Origin of the sequence: Mesorhizobium sp. KR9-304, from assembly GCF_040049215.1 — a bacterium.
Classification (GTDB): Bacteria; Pseudomonadota; Alphaproteobacteria; order Rhizobiales; family Rhizobiaceae; genus Mesorhizobium_K.
The window spans coordinates 295,473-312,304 of sequence record NZ_JBDZDN010000003.1 but is presented as its reverse complement, the minus strand read 5'-3'; the positions used below and the strand labels follow the sequence as shown (position 1 = coordinate 312,304).

Here is a 16,832-nt window from a genome sequence, read left to right as displayed (position 1 = left end):
GAAGCATGATCGAGCCTATCGACCGCGACATCGAGCCCGCTGTTCTCGCGCTCAACAACGAGCATGCCGAGGAATTGTCCTGGCTCGAGCCGGAGGAATTGTCCCACCTGATCGGACAATCCTTCTATGCGCCGAGGATCGGCAATCTCGAGGCGTTCCTCATCGCCTTCGATCAGTATGCGGACTACGACAGCCCCAACTTCCTGTGGTTCAAGGCGCGCTATCCGCGTTTCGTCTATGTCGACCGCATCCTCGTCGCCGCCGAGTCACGAGGCAAAGGGCACGCGCGCAGTCTCTACAGCGACCTTTTCGAGCGCGCGAAGCGAGCAGGCCATGACGTGATCGTCTGTGAGATCAACTCCGACCCGCCAAACCCTGGTTCGGAAGCCTTCCATGCGGCGCTTGGCTTCTCGCATGTCGGAGAAGCCGTGATCCACGGAGGGAAAAAGGCGGTGCGCTACTTCGCCCGGCTGCTCTAAACGCGCAGGCCGAACCTGACAGCATCGTAGATGGCGGCATGGATGTTGCGCGCCGCGACCGCATCGCCGATGCGGTAAAGCACGAAAGCCGCGTCCGGCCGTGTCTCGGGGAATATCTCGCCACCCTCGACAAGCCGCTCATAGTCCACCGCGCCATTGTTCTTCGACAGCGGCTTCAGCGCCAAATAGAGATCGTCGAGCGGCAGCGTGCCATGCTCGACGACTACCTGGTCGACCCGCCTTTCGCTGCGCCAGCCGTCTGCAAAATCCGAGGATAGCGTCGCGACAAGCTGATTGCCTTCACGCCGAACCGCATGAAGCCGGGTGTTGATTGTGATGGTGACGCCCTTCTCATGGAAGGCGCGCATGTAGGGTACATGGTTCATGCCGCCCATCTCCGGCGCGAAGAACCGTTCGGGCGAGAGCAGCTCAAGCCTGGAGCCGGCATCGGCGATCAGCTCCGCCGCGGTCATGCCCTGGTGGCCGCCATTGTCGTCATAGAGCAGCACGTTTTCGGCCGGCTTCACCGCGCCGGCCACGATGTCCCAACTCGATGTGACGAGATCGCCTCCCGCTTCAAGCGGCGGATTCTGGGGCAAGCCGCCTGTCGCCACGATCACCACATCGGGCGACAGCGCCAGCACGTCGTCCTTCTCCGCCCAGGTATCGTAGCGGATTTCGGCGCCCAGCCGCTCCAGCTCCGAAAGCCGCCAATCGACGATGCCGATCAACTCCCTGCGGCGTGGATTCTGCGCGGCAAGCCGGACCTGCCCGCCGGCCCGCCCCGACGCTTCGAGTACCGTCACACGATGCCCGCGCTCGGACGCGACGCGCGCCGCCTCCAGCCCGCCTGCGCCGGCGCCGACCACAACGATCTTCTTCGCCGGCCCGCCGGCTCTTGCGATGACATGCGGGATCGTCGCTTCACGCCCTGTCGCGGCATTGTGGATACACAGCGCCTCGCCGCCTTCGTAGATGCGGTCGAGGCAGTAGGTCGCGCCGACACATGGCCGGATCTCGTGCTCGCGGCCCTCCATGATTTTCTTCACGATATGCGGATCGGCGATATGAGCCCTGGTCATCCCGACCATGTCGAGCTTGCCGGCCGCGATCGCATGGCGTGCCGTCGCCACGTCGGAGATGCGCGCGGCGTGGAACACCGGAAACTTGGTCGCGGCCCTCACCTCGCCAGCGAAGTCGAGATGCGGCGAGGAACGCATGCCGGCGATCGGGATGACCTTGGTCAGCGCCGCGTCGGTCTCGATCGAGCCGCGGATGATGTTGAGGAAATCGAACTTTCCCGACGCCGCCAGCCGCCGCGCGATCTCGACGCCTTCATCCTTGGAGAGCCCGGCGGAAAAATCCTCGTCCGCCACCATGCGGATGCCGACGACGAAGTCCTCGCCTACGGCCTTGCGCACGGCGTCGATCACGCGCCAGGTGAAGCGCAGCCGGTTGTCGAGCGAGCCGCCATATTCGTCGTCGCGATGGTTGGTGGCCGGCGACCAGAAGCCGTCCATAAGGTGCCCGTAGGCCTCGAACTCCATGCCGTCGAGCCCGGCGTCCTTGATCCGCGCCGCAGCCGACGCATAGTCGGCGACGATGCGCTCGATGTCCCAATCCTCGGCGATCTTCGGGAACGACCGATGCGCCGGCTCGCGCACCGGGGAGGCACTGAGCACCGGCAGCCAGTCCGCCTTGTTCCACCCGGTACGGCGGCCGAGATGGGTGAGCTGGATCATCACCTTGCAGTCGTGCTCATGGCAGGCGTCAGCGAGTTCCCGCAGCCACGGCACGATCTCGTCGCGATAGGCCTGGAGGTTGCCGAACGCAGCCGGGCTGTCGCGCGACACGATCGCCGAGCCCGCGGTCATGGTCAGCGCCATGCCGCCCTTCGCCTTCTCGGCATGATAGAGCCGGTAGCGCTCCTTGGGCATGCCGTCCTCGGAATAGGCCGGCTCGTGGCTGGTCGACATGACGCGGTTCTTCAGCGTCAGGTGTTTCAACTGGTAGGGCTGGAGAAGCGGGTCGGCTGCTGACATCGTCTTTTCGTTCCAACTGAATGTGCTTATAAGCGCCCGCTGATGGAGCACAATATGACCGTAACCGACAGCCTTACCCAACTTGGCGCGCGCGTGGAAACGCCAACCTCTCCGCAAGCCGCAATCCTGGAGACGGTGCCGTATTCGCGCGGCGACGGCCCGCCAGCAATCGTGCGGTTCACCTGCCCGGAATTTACCTCGCTATGCCCCGTCACGGGCCAGCCTGACTTCGCCCACATCGTCATTGACTACGCACCGGACAGACTGCTGGTTGAATCGAAGTCGCTGAAGCTGTTTATGACCTCTTTCCGCAACCACGGCGCGTTCCACGAGGACTGTACGGTCACGATCGGCCGCCGTGTCATCGAGGCAACGGCCCCGCTCTGGCTGCGGATCGCCGGATACTGGTACCCGCGCGGCGGCATTCCGATCGATGTGTTCTGGCAGACTGGATCGCCGCCAGAGGGCGCCTGGGTCCCTGAAACTGGCGTTGCTCCGTATCGTGGGCGCGGCTAGCCCAGCGGGGCGATCCAACCGCCTACTCGCACTGGAAGCGGCTGAGCGCCCAGTCCTTGGACAGCGAGATCATGTCAGAGATGCGCCACTCGGTACCTATCGCCTTCAGTCGCCACTGCACCGCCTGCTCCTCCCCCTCGGCCATGAATTTGGCGACCACCGTCGCTTCGTTGCCGCTGACCAGCTCTTCGAGCTTCAGCGTGCTCGCGATCTCGGCAGGATCGAAGTTCGTGTCGTTGAACGGCAGCGCGGGGTCGAGGCAACCATCGGGCCCGCCCTGCCTGATCTCGTCGTTCTGGTTGAGGATCTTGCGCGCCGGGTCGATGAACTGGCCGCGCGCCGATTGCTCGAGTTCGAGCCCCGGCTGCAGGTAGAACGGCCTGACGACTTCGCTGGGCTCGCCCGCCTGAGCGGCGGACACGGCAAAAACTACGATCCCTATTACAAGCAAACTCCGCATGACTGCCCCCCTGTAGGCGCGAAGTATCCCTAAAATGCTAGTTCAACGGTAACCGCCGATAGCGCCCGGGCCTGCCCGGATCGTGAAAATGCCCTATCGGACCATGCTCGGTAAAGTGGGCAGCCCATTTCTTCATCGATGCGGGGTCAAGCTCGACGCCGAGCCCTGGTCCTTCCGGCACCCGCACCATGTTGTTTTTCTGGCGGAACGGTCCGTCCCTGATGACGTCGCCGACCTGCCAGCGAAACAGCGACTGCGACGCCTCCGTGATCCACTGCGTCGCCGCCGTGACATGCAGATAGGCCGCCGTCATGATGCCCAGATCGTTCGAGTAGCACCAGAACCCCTTGCCCATCGCCTCGCAGGCCGCAATGAATTTCATCGTCTTGGACAGTCCGCCCAGCGCCGCGAAATTGCAGACGAAGGTGTCCGGAGTGCCAAGCGCCACCGCCTTCCTGAGATCGGGCACATGCGTCGAGAAGGGGATGCGCGAATGCTGGCGCAGCGCGGCCATTTCCTCGAACGTCGCTACCGGATCCTCGTAGTTGCGAATGTTGTAAGGTTCGATCTCTCGCAAGATCCAGCGCGCCGCCGTCAGCGACCATTGCATATTGGAATCGAGTCGAATCTGGGCATTTTCGCCGAGCGCTTCGCGCAGCAGCCGCACCGTACGGATTTCAAGCTGCGGATCGCCCATGATCAGCTTGCCTTCGAATATGGTCGAGCCGTGCTCCTCGCGCATCCGCAGGCAGTAGTCGACAATTGCCTCCGCCGTCATCTCGCCGCCCGCTCCGTCCTGTTCGGGCCGGAAGGCAAAATATTCCGAGAAAGGGATGTCCTTCCGCACCGCGCCGCCGAGCGTCTTGTAGAGCGGCTCGCCCATTACCTTGCCGCGAATGTCCCAGAGCGCCAGTTCGACCGAGCCGAAGGCCACCGAAGCGGCGTTCTCGCCGGTATTGGCGGTGATCTGCCAGGGTGGCACGCAGCGGCTCTCGCAATCGGCGATATCAAGCGGATCGGCGCCGATCAGCGCCGGCGCGATCTCAGACTTGACGACCTCGCCGAAGTGCCACCACGGCGCCTCACCCAATCCGACTACGCCCTCGTCGGTCTCGACCTCGATGATCGATTTAGAGGCGCCGCCATAGAGCCCCGCCGTCCACCAGAACGGCGCATCCAGCGGCACGTTGACGTGAGTGACGTTGACGCCGGTGATCTTCATCTCAGTACCATGCGTCCTGCATCGACGCCTTCTTTCTGGCGATGAAATCTTCGAGAGCTTCGTCGATGCTTTCGTCGAGCGGCGGCGGCTGGTATTCGGCAAGCGCCTTCTTCCAGCGCCGGTTGGCGCGGATCGCGGCGTCCTCCGATCCAGCAGCCTCCCATTTCTCGAACGGCTCGTTGTCGGCGATATCGGAGTCCCAGAAGGCTGTCTCGTAGTTCGCCAGCGTGTGCTGCGATCCAAAGAAATGGCTGCCCGGCCCGACCTCCCTGAAGGCGTCGAGCGCAAGCTGGTTGTCGTCCACCTTGACGCCGTCGAGATAGGTGTGGAGCGCGCCGCAGAAGTCGGCGTCCATGACGAATTTCTCGTAGGACATGGAGAGCAGGCCGTCGAGAAAGCCCGCCGAATGCAGGATGAAGTTGGCGCCGCAATGCACGGCCGCCAGCATCGACATGGTGCCTTCGTTCATTGCGTGCGCATCCGGCAGCTTGGATGTGGTGAAATTGCCGGAACAGCGGAGAGGGAGATTAAGTCTCCGCGCGAGCTGCCCAATCACCATCGAGCCGATGGCAGGCTCCGGCGTGCCGAAGGTGGGCGAGCCCGACCGCAGCGACATGGACGACAGGAAGTTGCCGAAGATCACCGGCGCGCCGGGCCGCTCGAGCTGCGTCAGCGCGCAGCCGGCCATGGTCTCGGCAAGCGACTGCGCGATGGCGCCGGCGTTGGTCACCGGACCCATGGCGCCGCCGAGGATGAACGGCACGATCACCGCCGCCTGGTTGGCGCGCGCATAGGCGCGCAGCGCCGTCGTCATAGTGGCGTCCCATACCAGCGGCGAATTGACGTTGACGTTGCCGAGGATGACGCAGTTCTGGTCGACGAAGGTTTCGCCGAAGACGATCCGCGCCATGTCGATGGAGTCTTCCGCCCGGCTCTCCGCCGTCACCGAGCCCATGAAGCCGCGGTCGGAATACTTGATATGGCTGTAGACCATGTCGAGGTGGCGCTTGTTGACGGGCACGTCGACGGGCTCGCAGATCGTGCCGCCCGAATGGTGCAGCCAGGGCGAGGACTGCGCGAGCTTAACGAAGTTGCGGAAGTCCTCGATCGTGCCGTAGCGGCGGCCTTTGTCGAGGTCCATGACGAAGGGCGAGCCATAAGCCGGCGAAAAGACGACGCTCTTGCCGCCGATGACCACCGACTTCTCAGGGTTGCGCGCATGCTGCGTGAACTCGGCGGGCGCGGTCTTGAGTATCTCCCGCAGCATGCCCGGCTCGAACTTCACCAGCGCGCCGTCGATGCTCGCCCCCGCCCGCTTCCAGTGGTCCAGCGCCACCGGATCGTCGCGGAACTCCATGCCGATCTCGGCAAGGATGCGGTCGGCCGTCGCCTCGATGCGCACGAGGTTTTCTTCCGACATGATGTCATAGGTCGGGATGTTGCGGACGATATAGGGCCGCCCGAGACCCTCCGACCCGTGCGATCGTAACTCGCGCCGCGCCATGCGACCGCCGCCGCGTTCGCGCCGCTTGGCTGGTCCAGCAACCGTTTCAATCTCGGCGGCGCGCATCGTTCCTCCCTCGCTCTGGCATGAACATATCCTGTCCCAGAGGCCCTGTGACGCTGGAAAATCTTCATCACTTGTATAAGTTGGACTTATGCGAAACCTTCGCCACATCCTGCCCTCGGCCGGCAGCCTGATCGTCTTCGAGACCGCGGGGCGGCTGCTCAGCTTCACCGCTGCGGGCCGCGAGCTCGGCATGACGCAGGCGGCCGTTTCCTATGCCATCCGCGGCCTTGAGGACGAGCTCGGCGTCAAGCTGTTCAGGCGCGGGCACCGACAGGTGATGCTGACCGAAGCGGGCGACCGGTTTCTGGCCGACGTCACGCTCGGGTTGTCGCACATCCGCAAATCGGCCGAGGCGCTCAGGGCGCTGTCGGGCGGCACTCACGTCACGCTGTCGGCCTCGACGGCCTTCGCCTCCTTCTGGATGATGCCGCGCCTGCAGAAGTTCCGCGACGACCTTCCCGGCATTGACCTGCGCATCCAGACCGCCGACCGGGACCTTGATCTCATCGCCGAGGGCATCCCGCTGGGCATTCGCGGCGGCGGCGCAGAAGACTGGCCCGACTACGACCTGCTGCCGCTGGCCGGCGAGGAGATCTACGCAGTGGCGGGGCCGGCCTATGCGGCGAGTTCGGGGCTCCCCGCGACGCCAGCCGAGATGACGTTCCACCGCCTCATCCATCTCGACGAGCCCTTCCGCCCTGCCGCGACCTGGAGGGACTGGTTCCAGTCGGCAGGCATCAACAGTGCCGTCGCCAACCGGGGACTTCTGATCAACGACTATGTGCTGGTCATTCAAGCGGTCATGGAGGGACAGGGCATCGCGCTCGGATGGCGGCATCTTACCGACAGGCTGATCGCCAGTGGGCTGCTCGTCCGCGTCACCGCGCATTCGATGACGACCGGCGCGCATTTTCACGTCGCCTGGCCGAAGAACCGCGAGCTGTCCGACAGCGCCAGGCAGGTGCGCGACTGGCTGGTCTCGCAGGCGTGACCTCTCGCGGAAACCGCCGCGCTCTTCTTGCTTGCCCGAGCCGTGCTATCCTTGTCCCGCGCTTGCCTTATGCTGGGGGAACAAATGGATACGGATGTCCTGATCGTCGGGGCCGGCCCGACCGGACTGATGCTCGCCTGCCAGCTTGCGCGGCGGGGCGTCGGGGTGGAGATTGTCGATCGCCATTCGGGGCCGGCACAGCAGAGCCGGGCTCTGGGCGTCCAGGCGCGCACGCTGGAGATCTACGCGCAGCTGGGCATCGCGGAGCGCGCCGTTGAACTCGGCAAAAAGGGCACTGGCGCGACTTTATGGGCACAGGGTCGGCGCATGGCGCATGTTCCCCTCGGCAACCTCGGCGGCACCGTCACGCCCTACCCGTTCATCCTCGTTCTGGGACAGGACGACAACGAGCTGATCATGGGCGAGAAGCTCGGCGAACTCGGCGTGACGGTTCGCTGGAATACCGAACTGACGGAGCTTACCCAGCATGCGGACCACGTATCGGCGACGCTGAAACAGCCTGACGGTTCGAGCCGCACCGTGAGCGCTGCCTACATCGCAGGCTGCGACGGCGCGCACAGCGCGGTGCGCAAGCTGTCGGGTATCGGATTTCCCGGCGCACCCTACGAACACGTCTTCTTCGTCGCCGATGTCGAAATGACGGGCACCATGGCTCCCGATGAGATCAACGTCTATTTCTGGCGCTCGGGCTTCCATCTGCTCTTTCCGATGCGCGGCGCGGACCACTGGCGCATCGTCGGCATCGTGCCACGCGAGCTTCGGGACGTCGAAAACCTCGATCTCGACGCCATCATGCCCTCGCTGCGCAAGGAAGCCGGCGCCAGCCTGTCGATCCGGAATTGCAGCTGGTTTTCGACCTACCGCATCCATCACCGTGCCGCCGAGCGCTTCCGCGACCGCCGCGCCTTCATTCTCGGCGACGCCGCGCATATCCACAGCCCGGTCGGCGCGCAGGGCATGAACACCGGCCTGCAGGACGCCTACAATCTCGCCTGGAAGCTGGCGCTGGCCGTCAGGGGAGAAGCCGACCCGGCGCTGCTCGACAGCTACAATGAGGAGCGCCTGCCGGTCGCCCGCAGGCTGCTCGCGACGACCGACCGCGGCTTCAAGCTCGTCGTCTCCGACAGCTGGTTGGCGGGCCTCCTGCGCACCCAAATCCTCGCCCGTATCGCCGCCTTCGCCATGTCGATCGAACGCGTTCGGCAATTTGCGTTTCGCACCGTCTCCCAGACCGGCATCGGTTACCGCGATAGCTCACTCTCCAAGGCGATCGACACCCTTCCCGCCAGCGCGCCGCAAAGCGGCGACCGCTTTCCCTGGATGCACCTGGAACTGCGCCCGGACGGACCGGCCGAAGATACGTTCAAGGCATTCGAGGACCGCTGCTTCAACCTTCTGGCCTTTGGCCAGTCCGTCCCGGACGGACCGGGCTTCGGCGCCATCGTCAAGAGCTGGACCGTGCCCACCGGCCCGCGCAACGATGCCGAACTCGCCCGCGTCGGCATCCCTCGGCTTTCCTTCTATCTCATCCGGCCGGATGGCCATGTCGGCCTCTGCGGGACGACCGCCGATGCAACCGCGATCCGGCGATATCTTGCCGAAACCATCCGCTACGCCGCGGCCCGAATCCCTGTATAGTCGCGCCATGCCCATCCGCCAGCTTTCCGAAACGATGATCAACCAGATCGCCGCGGGCGAGGTTATCGAGCGTCCGGCGAGCGTGGTGAAGGAACTGGTCGAGAATGCGCTCGATGCCGGCGCACGCCGTGTCGAGGTCGCCACCGCCGGCGGCGGGCTGTCCCTGGTGCGGGTGGTCGACGACGGCGCCGGCATTCCGGCCAGCGAGCTGCTGCTGGCCGTGGCGCGCCATTGCACCTCGAAGCTGTCGACCGACATTCACGAGATCCGCTCGCTCGGCTTCCGCGGCGAGGCGCTGCCTTCGATCGGCTCGGTCGCACGGCTTGCCATCCGCTCCCGCACCGCGGGCTCGGACGCGGCGGCGGAGATTTCCGTCGAAGGCGGACGGGTCTCGGCCGTGCGTCCCGCCGCTGCCAGTCGCGGCACGTCGGTCGAGGTGCGCGATCTTTTCTTCGCGACGCCGGCGCGGCTGAAATTCATGAAGGGCGAGCGGGCGGAAAGCTCTGCCACAACAGACGTCATCAAGCGCATCGCCATCGCCTTCCCCGCCGTCCGCTTCACGCTGTCGGGCACCGACCGCTCGACGCTCGACCTGCCGGCCACGGAGAACACGCCTGAGGGCAGTCTGCGCCGCATCGCGCAGGTCATGGGCTCGGATTTTCCCGAGAACTCCATCGCGATCGACGCCGGCCGCGAGGGCGTGGCGCTGAGCGGCCGCGTCTCTATCCCGTCATACAGCCGCGCCAACGCGCTGCAGCAATTTGCCTATGTCAACGGCCGCCCGGTGCGCGACAAGCTCATCGCCGGCGCGATCCGGGGCGCGTTCGCCGACGTGCTGCCGCGCGACCGCCACGCGGTGACCGTCCTGTTCCTGGACCTCGATCCGGCGCTGGTCGACGTGAACGTGCATCCGGCCAAGGCCGACGTGCGCTTCCGCGACCCCGGACTGGTGCGCGGCCTGATCGTGGGAGCCATCAAGCAAGGGCTCGCCGCCGCAGGCATCCGCCCGGCGACCACCGGCGCGGCAGGTCTCGCCGGCGCCTTCAGGCCGGGCGCCGCGGCCTATGGGCATGCCGGCCCAGCCAACGGCCACCGCGGCTTCGATCCCGCCTTCCGCGCCAATTTTTCCGGTTTCGATCCCGGCCGCTCGCCCTACCGCCCGCTCGACATGGGGTTCGCCGAGAGCGCGCAAGCCGGCTTCGACGCCGGACCGGCCGCCAGCGCCGATGCAAGGGCCGGAACAGGCGCGCCGGACGAGACTCTGCTCGGCGCTGAGCTTGGCGCGGCGCGCGCGCAGGTGCACGAGAACTACATCGTCGCCCAGACCAGGGATTCGCTTGTCATCGTCGACCAGCACGCCGCCCATGAGCGGCTGGTGTACGAGGCCTTGAAGAACGCTCTCCATTCGCGTCCTATGCCGGCGCAAATGCTGCTTTTGCCAGAAATCGTCGACCTGCCCGAAGAGGACGCGGAGCGCCTCGCCTCGCATGCCGACACGCTTTCCCGCTTCGGGCTCGGCATCGAGCGTTTCGGTCCTGGCGCCGTCGCCGTGCGCGAGACGCCGTCGATGCTCGGCGAGACCAATGTCGGCCAGCTGATCCGCGACCTCGCCGACGAGATCGCCGACAACGACACGGTCGACACGCTGAAGGAGCGGCTCGACCGCATCGCCTCCACCATGGCCTGCCACGGCTCGGTGCGTTCAGGACGGCTGATGAAGCCCGAGGAGATGAACGCGCTGCTGCGCCAGATGGAGGCGACGCCGGGCTCGGGCACATGCAACCACGGCCGTCCGACCTATATCGAACTCAAGCTCGCCGACATCGAACGCCTGTTCGGCCGGCGATAAGGGCATGTCGCGCCCCGGAACCCGCCTGTGGGTTCCCGCGTCCGGACCCTACAGCTTGACCTGCCCTGGGATTTGTGGCGGAACAAAACCATGATGAACAAATTCGAGGGCCCCGGCGCCAGGGAAGCCCGCATCCGCTATCTCGACGGGGATTTCCAGGTCACAAGCCCGGGCGCGTTCGTGCGCTGCGCCGTCACCGGGGAATCCATCCCGCTCGACGAGCTCAAATACTGGAGCGTCGCGCGCCAGGAACCCTACGTCAGCGCCGCCGCGTCGCTGAAACGCGAAATGGAAATGAACCCCGACCTGCGGCGCCGCCGCGCCTGAGTCTGTGGCGAGCCACGCCGCGCGTCAGGCCTTCAGGCGCCGGTGGCGCCAAGCCTCGAGCGTTTCTTCGATGATCCGCTTCGGAGCATTGGCATTCTCGAAGACGGCGTCGATTTCGAGCACGTTCATCCGCTCGAGCAGTTCCTTCGGCGCGATGCCGTTGCGCAGGCGCGCAAAATCCTTCGCCGTCGTGATCAGTTCGAGTTCGGCGGTCTCGGCCGTGTGCGCGAGTTCCCTGAGTTCGTCGTTCGAATAGTAATGATGATCGGGGAAGGACCGCGACATGACGATCGTTCCGCCTGCCTGCGTCACCGTATCGAAGAACTTGTCTGGGTGGCCGATGCCGGCGAAGGCCAGGAAGCGCCGGTTGGCGAACTTGTCCGCGCTCTTGGGCCGGGTCCACGCTTCGAAGATCGGCCGGCCCGCGCGCGCCGCCTGCCTGACGACCGCCTCGCCTGCCTTATCCTCGCCCATGCGCACGATTCCGGTCGCGAAGCGCACCTGGTCGATCAGGCGGGCGCGCAACGGTCCGCCGGGCAGCACCTGACCGTTGCCGATGCCGTAGCGTCCGTCGACGACCACCAGAGCATAATCCATGTGGATCTGCGCACTCTGGAACCCATCGTCCATGATCAGGAAATCGCAGCCACGCCCAAGAAGCAGCTTTGCGCCGGCGACCCGGTTCGGCGTCGTCGCGGTCAGAGCGTGATCGGAAAGCAGCAGCGGCTCGTCGCCGACCTGCCTGGCGCTGTCGTGCTTGCGGTCGACGACATGCGGCTCGTGGATCGAGCCGCCGTAGCCACGCGACAGGAAACCGGGCGTCAGGTGCATTTTCTTCGCCTGCTTGGCGAGCGCGATGGCCACGGGCGTCTTGCCGGTGCCGCCAACGGTGAAGTTGCCGACGCACAGCACCGGCACGTCCAGCTTTTCGCGCCGCGCATTGATCATCCGCCGCGTGGCGATGAAGCTGTATATCCGCGAGGCGGGATAGAGCGCATAGGCGCGCCAGTCCGGCTGATCCTCCCACCAGAAGGGCGGCGCCTCGCTCGCCATCAGCGCGTTCCCTTGAGCCGCGCCTTGACGATCAGCGGGTGGATGAACGGCTCCAGCGCCTTGAGCGTCTTGGCGAGCGCGCCGCGCATCTCCTCGACGGTTGTCGCACCCGCCTCCATCATCTTGCGGCGCGGACCGTCGTTCAGAAGCAGGAAATTCACCGCGCCGGCCAGCATGTCGCGGTCGGCGACGAGCTTGGCCGCCCCGCTGTCGATCAGCCGCTGATAGGCCTCGCGGAAATTCTGCACGTTGCGGCCGGCCAGGACCGCCGTCTCCAGCATCGCCGGCTCAAGCGGATTCTGGCCGCCCTCCGCCGTAAGCGAGCGGCCGACGAATGCGATCTCGGTGAGCCTGAGGTAGAGGCCCATCTCGCCGATCGTGTCGCCGAGCAGTATGTCGGTATCGGAACGGATGCGTTCGCCGGAACTGCGCATCACGACCTTCAGCCCCTTCGCCGCGAACTCGACCGCGAGCGCCAACGCGCGTTCAGGATGGCGCGGCACGATGATGGTGAGCAACCCCGGATGGCGCGAACGCAGCATCATGTGGATTTCGGCCGCTATGGTTTCCTCGCCGTCGTGGGTGGAGACGGCGGCCCAGGTCGGGCGCAGGCTGAGCTGGCGGGAGATGGAATGCAGCGCGCGCTCGTCGACCGGCGGCGGGTTGGTGTCGACCTTGAGGTTTCCCGACACCGTCACCGGCCTTGCCCCCAGCGCCTCGAAGCGCTCGGCGTCGACCTGCGACTGCGCCACGACGTGCGAAAGGTTCTCGAACAGCGCCTCGGCGATATAGGCCCGCTTCTTCCACGACGTGAAGGAGCGCTCCGACAGCCTCCCGTTGACCAGCACCTGAGGAATGCGCCTCAGTCCGAGTTCGATTATCGTCATCGGCCAGATCTCGGATTCGGCGATGATCGCCAGGTCCGGCTGCCAATGGTTGAGGAAGCGGGTGATCGCGGGCTTCAGGTCGAGCGGCACGAACTGGTGGACGACGCGGTCGCCGAGACGTTCGTCCGCCACCTGCGCCGACGTCACGGTCCCCGTGGTGAGCACCACCTGGACGCCGAGATCGAGGATGGTTTCGATCAGAGGCACGATGGCGATCGTCTCGCCGACGCTTGCGGCATGCGCCCAGATCAACGGCCCTTCCGGGCGCGGCCTGCTGGCGACGCCTGAGCGTTCATGGCGGCGGTTGCGGTCTTCCTTGCCCTTGGTGGCGCGCCAGGCGACATAGGGTCCGATCAGCGGAAAGGCCGCAGCGCCCACGACGCGGTACGCCGCCAGCACGGTACGCGCCCACTTCTCGCTCATCGCGCACCGTCGACGAGAGCGTATGCCTTGGTGGTCGCGGCGTTCAGCATCTGCGTCAATTGCTGGCGCTTGCGCTCCATCTCGGCTTCGTCGGCATCCTTGGCGACGTAGATCAATTCTCCTACGACGATGGCGCTGCGGCCGAAGGGCAGGCTGATGGTCGTCTTGTCCCAGGTCTTCTCCAGCACCTTCCGGCGGCTGGTGGCGATCGCCGCGCAGATGATGGGGCGCCTCGAAAGCCGGGCGAGAAGAATGACGCCCATGCCTGCGTCGCGTGGCTTTCCGTGGGGTATATCGGCGATCATGGCGACGTTCTTGCCCGCATCCAGCGCCTTTTTCAGGGCAATGAGGGCTTTGGCGCCGCCCTTGTCGAGGTGCCGGCTGTTGTCCCGCCCGCCGGAGCCGCGCACCGCCTCGATGCCGAATTTCTCGACCACCATTGCGTTCAGCTCGGCATCGGCGCTGCGCGACACCATCGCAACCAGGCCGCGCTTGCTCGGATAGAAGATGGGGGCGAGCAGATGCTGCCCGTGCCACAGCGCGATGATGCCCGGCTGCTCGGCCTCGTATATGTCGGCAAGCTTGACGGAGCCTTTGACCGGCGGATTGGTCAGCCTGATGAAGCGCAAGGCGCTCGCAAACAACGAGGTGACAATCCCCTTTGCCACGCGCGACTGGGCGAGCGGCCGGCGGATTTTCATCCAGAAGGTCTTCGGCCGCTTGACGGTCTTTCTCTTGGCCGCACGCCGGACGACCGGCTGCGTCGCGGTCTGATCGTCCATTATTCCGATCCGGAGCCTTTCATGTCCGGCTCGAGCAGCCGGTGCAGGTGGACGACGAAATAGCGCATGTGGGCGTTGTCGACGCTGGCCTGCGCCTTGGCTTTCCAGGCTGCCTGCGCGGTTCGATAGTTCGGATAGATCCCGACGATGTCGAGGGCCTCCAGATCCCTGAATTCCGTGCTGCCGAGCTTTTTGAGCTCGCCGCCGAAAACCAGATGCAAAAGCTGTTTCTCGTCCTTTTCGCCGGACATTCCTGGAACCTTGATCTGCCGCTTCGGCGCCTGTCTAGCGCATCGATCCAGAAATCGGAATCGAATTCTGGACCCGGACCATGCGCCAGTTCCGCACTCCGCCGCACCAATACGCGTCGGCTGCACATGCTGCGCAGTAACCGAAAACGCGGCGTTTTCAAACCAGTTTCGGCGATTTTTCAACTGCCGGCGCGAATGACCTGCGCCATTGTCGCCAACAGCTCGCCGCTGCCCCCGACAAGCGCTCCGTGACGGATATCGAGACCGCCATAGGTCGGCGCCGCGCCGAATTCGTCAAGAATGCTGCCGCCGGCCTCGTGCAGGATCAGATCCGCCGCCGCCAGATCCCAATCGTGCGAGTTCGGCTTGACGAAACTGCCGTCGAGGGAGCCGTCGGCGACCATCGCCAGGCGGTAGGCGAGCGAGGGTATGTATTCGGCGCGCTTGACGTGACGGCGGATCTCCGGGGGCAGTCCACCGATCATGTCCGCGGGGCCGCCGACCAGCGCCACCGGCCCCGGCTCCCCGACCGCCAGCCGTCGCCCGTTCTTGAATGCGCCGCCACCGGGCGTCGCCCAGAATGTCTCCTTGCGTGCCGGACATTCCAGCACGCCGGCGATCGAACGCCCCTTTTCGACGACGGCAACCGAGACGCACCATTCGCGGCGGCCCTCCAGGAAACCCCGCGTGCCGTCGATCGGGTCGACGACGAAGGTGCGACGGGCGCCGAGCCGAGCTTGATCGTCCACAGCCTCTTCGGAAAGCCAGCCATAGTCCGGCCGGGCGGCGCGCAGCGACTTGTTGAGGAAGTTGTCGGCGGCGTAATCCGCCTCGCTGACCGGCGACGTCCCGCCCTTCAACCAGACTTCCGGGCTCTGCCTGAAATAGCGCATGGCGATCTCTCCGGCTTCCCGCGCGGATTCCAGCAGCAGGGCAAGGTCGCCCGCCAGGTCGGATTCGCTCAGTTGCTCAACTGCCGGCAAGCGTCATGCCCTCGATCAGCAGGGTCGGACTCGCGGTCGCGTAGTTGCGGTCGAGATCGTTCGCGGGCACCATCCTCAGGAACATGTCCTTGAGATTGGATGCTATCGTCACCTCGGCGACAGGATAGGTGAGTTCGCCGTTCTCGATCCACAGGCCCGATGCGCCGCGGCTGTATTCGCCGGTGATCATGTCGACGCCCTGGCCGAACACTTCCGTGACGTAGAAGCCGCTCTTCAGCGATCTGATCATCTCCTCGGGCGTCTTTTCTCCCGCCTCTATGGCCAGGTTGGTCGAGGTCGGCGACACCGACGATCCCGACCGGGCGCCGCGTCCGTTCGTCGTCAAGCCGAGCTCCCTCGCCGCCGAGGTCGACAGGAACCAGTGGTTCAGCACGCCCTTGTCAACCATGAGCAGCTTCTCGCCGGCGACACCCTCGCCGTCGAACGGCCTAGAAGCCTGGCCGCGCATCATTGCCGGCTCGTCCGTCACGGTGATGCCGGCGGATGCCACCTGCTTGCCCATCTTGTCGCGCAGGAAGCTGGTCTTGCGCGCGACAGACGCCCCGTTGATCGCGCCTGCAAGGTGTCCTGCAATGCCGCGCGCCACACGCGGATCGAAAATCACGTCGACCGGACCGGTCTTCGCCTTGCGCGCGCCAATCCTGCGAACGGCGCGCTCGCCTGCCTTGCGCCCGATCTCCTCGGCCGAATCGAGGTCGGCGAAATGCGGCCGCGACGAATATTCGTAGTCGCGCTCCATGCCGGTGCCCTGCCCGGCGATCACGCTTGCCGAACGGCCGAAGCGCGAGCCGACATAATGGCCGACGAAGCCGTGCGAAGTCGCGAGCACCAGTCCGCCGAGGCCGGCGCTGGCGCCGCTGCCGCCCGAATTCGTCACGCCTGGCACGGCGAGCGCCGCTGCCTCGGCGGCGAGCGCTGCTTCCCGCAATTCGTCCGCCGTCACCTCGGTCGGGTCGTAGAGATCGAGATCGCGCACTGTCTTCGCCAGCAAGGCGGGATCGGCAAGACCCTGATAGGGGTCTTCCGGCGAGACCTTCGCCATGGCGACTGCGCGTTCGGCCAGAGTGGCGGGATCGGAAGAGGCGGTCGCCGACACGCTGGCGACGCGTTTGCCCACGAACACCCTGAGCGACACGTCGTCGCCTTCCGAAGCGTTTGTGCTTTCGACCTTACCGAGCCTGACCGAAACGCTGGTCGAGCGCCCCCTCACCGCGACGGCATCGGCCGCATCGGCGCCAGCCTTCCTGGCGGCCTCGACAAGGGCGGCAACGCGATCGGTCAGGCGCGCGGCGTCAGGTGTATCGTTCATCATCTGTC

The 16,832-nt window shown here is 65.5% G+C and carries 16 protein-coding genes; 6 read left to right on the top strand and 10 right to left on the bottom strand.

The features are described 5' to 3' along the window. Positions 1–5: 5 nt before the first annotated feature. A complete protein-coding gene (locus tag ABLE71_RS17710) occupies positions 6–479 on the top strand; it encodes a GNAT family N-acetyltransferase (protein WP_348784786.1) in 474 nt (157 codons plus the stop codon). On the opposite strand, the gene ABLE71_RS17705 is transcribed toward ABLE71_RS17710, so the two are convergent. Beyond that, positions 476–2,521 carry an NADH:flavin oxidoreductase gene (locus ABLE71_RS17705; RefSeq protein WP_348784785.1) on the bottom strand — a complete coding sequence of 682 codons (2,046 nt, stop codon included), beginning with the start codon at positions 2,519–2,521 and terminating at the stop codon, positions 476–478. The two genes, ABLE71_RS17710 and ABLE71_RS17705, sit on opposite strands and share 4 nt — an antisense overlap. 54 nt (positions 2,522–2,575) lie before the next feature. On the opposite strand from ABLE71_RS17705, the gene queF reads away from it, so the two are divergent. Further along, positions 2,576–3,037 (top strand): preQ(1) synthase, encoded by a 462-nt coding sequence (gene queF, locus ABLE71_RS17700; RefSeq protein ID WP_348784784.1) that lies wholly within the window; start codon positions 2,576–2,578, stop codon positions 3,035–3,037. A 22-nt stretch (positions 3,038–3,059) separates the two neighbouring features. Here queF and ABLE71_RS17695 read toward each other — a convergent pair whose 3' ends face one another. Genes ABLE71_RS17695 through ABLE71_RS17685 form a run of 3 tightly spaced genes read right to left on the bottom strand, consistent with a single transcriptional unit; the run spans position 3,060 to position 6,289 of the window. Next, entirely contained in the window at positions 3,060–3,497 is a 438-nt protein-coding gene (locus ABLE71_RS17695; RefSeq protein ID WP_348784783.1) for a hypothetical protein, read from the bottom strand. 37 nt (positions 3,498–3,534) lie between these two features. Next, entirely contained in the window at positions 3,535–4,719 is a 1,185-nt protein-coding gene (locus ABLE71_RS17690) for a mandelate racemase/muconate lactonizing enzyme family protein (protein WP_348784782.1), read from the bottom strand. 1 nt (position 4,720) lies between these two features. Next, a complete protein-coding gene (locus ABLE71_RS17685) occupies positions 4,721–6,289 on the bottom strand; it encodes a trimethylamine methyltransferase family protein (RefSeq protein WP_348784781.1) in 1,569 nt (522 codons plus the stop codon). An 88-nt stretch (positions 6,290–6,377) separates the two neighbouring features. Between ABLE71_RS17685 and ABLE71_RS17680 the strand changes: the two genes are divergently transcribed. From ABLE71_RS17680 to ABLE71_RS17665, 4 genes are all read left to right on the top strand, one after another. After that, a complete protein-coding gene (locus ABLE71_RS17680; RefSeq protein ID WP_348784780.1) occupies positions 6,378–7,280 on the top strand; it encodes a LysR substrate-binding domain-containing protein in 903 nt (300 codons plus the stop codon). 84 nt (positions 7,281–7,364) lie between these two features. After that, positions 7,365–8,939, top strand: a complete 1,575-nt coding sequence (locus ABLE71_RS17675) for an FAD-dependent oxidoreductase (protein WP_348784779.1) — start codon at positions 7,365–7,367, stop codon at positions 8,937–8,939. Positions 8,940–8,946: 7 nt separating this feature from the next. Beyond that, positions 8,947–10,788: a DNA mismatch repair endonuclease MutL gene (gene mutL / locus ABLE71_RS17670; RefSeq protein WP_348784778.1), complete on the top strand. Its 1,842-nt coding sequence runs from the start codon at positions 8,947–8,949 to the stop codon at positions 10,786–10,788. A gap of 90 nt (positions 10,789–10,878) precedes the next feature. Further along, positions 10,879–11,115: a DUF2093 domain-containing protein gene (locus ABLE71_RS17665; protein WP_348784777.1), complete on the top strand. Its 237-nt coding sequence runs from the start codon at positions 10,879–10,881 to the stop codon at positions 11,113–11,115. Positions 11,116–11,139: 24 nt separating this feature from the next. Here the strand turns inward: ABLE71_RS17665 and lpxK are convergent, their stop codons facing one another. The 6 genes from lpxK to ABLE71_RS17635 form a co-directional block, all read right to left on the bottom strand. Continuing rightward, a complete protein-coding gene (gene lpxK, locus ABLE71_RS17660; protein WP_348784776.1) occupies positions 11,140–12,168 on the bottom strand; it encodes a tetraacyldisaccharide 4'-kinase in 1,029 nt (342 codons plus the stop codon). After that, positions 12,168–13,478, bottom strand: a complete 1,311-nt coding sequence (gene waaA, locus ABLE71_RS17655; RefSeq protein ID WP_348784775.1) for a lipid IV(A) 3-deoxy-D-manno-octulosonic acid transferase — start codon at positions 13,476–13,478, stop codon at positions 12,168–12,170. The genes lpxK and waaA overlap by 1 nt, the downstream gene beginning before the upstream one ends. Continuing rightward, positions 13,475–14,179 (bottom strand): lysophospholipid acyltransferase family protein, encoded by a 705-nt coding sequence (locus ABLE71_RS17650; RefSeq protein WP_348785148.1) that lies wholly within the window; start codon positions 14,177–14,179, stop codon positions 13,475–13,477. The genes waaA and ABLE71_RS17650 overlap by 4 nt, the downstream gene beginning before the upstream one ends. A gap of 80 nt (positions 14,180–14,259) precedes the next feature. Next, on the bottom strand, positions 14,260–14,511 hold the full coding sequence (locus tag ABLE71_RS17645; RefSeq protein WP_348785147.1) for a DUF4170 domain-containing protein: 252 nt from the start codon (positions 14,509–14,511) through the stop codon (positions 14,260–14,262). 179 nt (positions 14,512–14,690) lie between these two features. Further along, entirely contained in the window at positions 14,691–15,494 is an 804-nt protein-coding gene (locus tag ABLE71_RS17640) for a 3'(2'),5'-bisphosphate nucleotidase CysQ (RefSeq protein WP_348784774.1), read from the bottom strand. Continuing rightward, a complete protein-coding gene (locus ABLE71_RS17635; protein ID WP_348784773.1) occupies positions 15,481–16,824 on the bottom strand; it encodes a TldD/PmbA family protein in 1,344 nt (447 codons plus the stop codon). The genes ABLE71_RS17640 and ABLE71_RS17635 overlap by 14 nt, the downstream gene beginning before the upstream one ends. Positions 16,825–16,832: the final 8 nt, after the last annotated feature.

What these genes read in the sequence shown, in the direction of transcription:
- ABLE71_RS17710 (WP_348784786.1), top strand. Translation starts at nt 6, where the DNA reads ATGATCGAGCCTATCGACCGCGACATCGAGCCCGCTGTTCTCGCGCTC.
- ABLE71_RS17705 (WP_348784785.1), bottom strand. Translation starts at nt 2,521, where the DNA reads ATGTCAGCAGCCGACCCGCTTCTCCAGCCCTACCAGTTGAAACACCTG.
- queF (WP_348784784.1), top strand. Translation starts at nt 2,576, where the DNA reads ATGACCGTAACCGACAGCCTTACCCAACTTGGCGCGCGCGTGGAAACG.
- ABLE71_RS17695 (WP_348784783.1), bottom strand. Translation starts at nt 3,497, where the DNA reads ATGCGGAGTTTGCTTGTAATAGGGATCGTAGTTTTTGCCGTGTCCGCC.
- ABLE71_RS17690 (WP_348784782.1), bottom strand. Translation starts at nt 4,719, where the DNA reads ATGAAGATCACCGGCGTCAACGTCACTCACGTCAACGTGCCGCTGGAT.
- ABLE71_RS17685 (WP_348784781.1), bottom strand. Translation starts at nt 6,289, where the DNA reads ATGCGCGCCGCCGAGATTGAAACGGTTGCTGGACCAGCCAAGCGGCGC.
- ABLE71_RS17680 (WP_348784780.1), top strand. Translation starts at nt 6,378, where the DNA reads ATGCGAAACCTTCGCCACATCCTGCCCTCGGCCGGCAGCCTGATCGTC.
- ABLE71_RS17675 (WP_348784779.1), top strand. Translation starts at nt 7,365, where the DNA reads ATGGATACGGATGTCCTGATCGTCGGGGCCGGCCCGACCGGACTGATG.
- mutL (WP_348784778.1), top strand. Translation starts at nt 8,947, where the DNA reads ATGCCCATCCGCCAGCTTTCCGAAACGATGATCAACCAGATCGCCGCG.
- ABLE71_RS17665 (WP_348784777.1), top strand. Translation starts at nt 10,879, where the DNA reads ATGATGAACAAATTCGAGGGCCCCGGCGCCAGGGAAGCCCGCATCCGC.
- lpxK (WP_348784776.1), bottom strand. Translation starts at nt 12,168, where the DNA reads ATGGCGAGCGAGGCGCCGCCCTTCTGGTGGGAGGATCAGCCGGACTGG.
- waaA (WP_348784775.1), bottom strand. Translation starts at nt 13,478, where the DNA reads ATGAGCGAGAAGTGGGCGCGTACCGTGCTGGCGGCGTACCGCGTCGTG.
- ABLE71_RS17650 (WP_348785148.1), bottom strand. Translation starts at nt 14,179, where the DNA reads ATGAAAATCCGCCGGCCGCTCGCCCAGTCGCGCGTGGCAAAGGGGATT.
- ABLE71_RS17645 (WP_348785147.1), bottom strand. Translation starts at nt 14,511, where the DNA reads ATGTCCGGCGAAAAGGACGAGAAACAGCTTTTGCATCTGGTTTTCGGC.
- ABLE71_RS17635 (WP_348784773.1), bottom strand. Translation starts at nt 16,824, where the DNA reads ATGAACGATACACCTGACGCCGCGCGCCTGACCGATCGCGTTGCCGCC.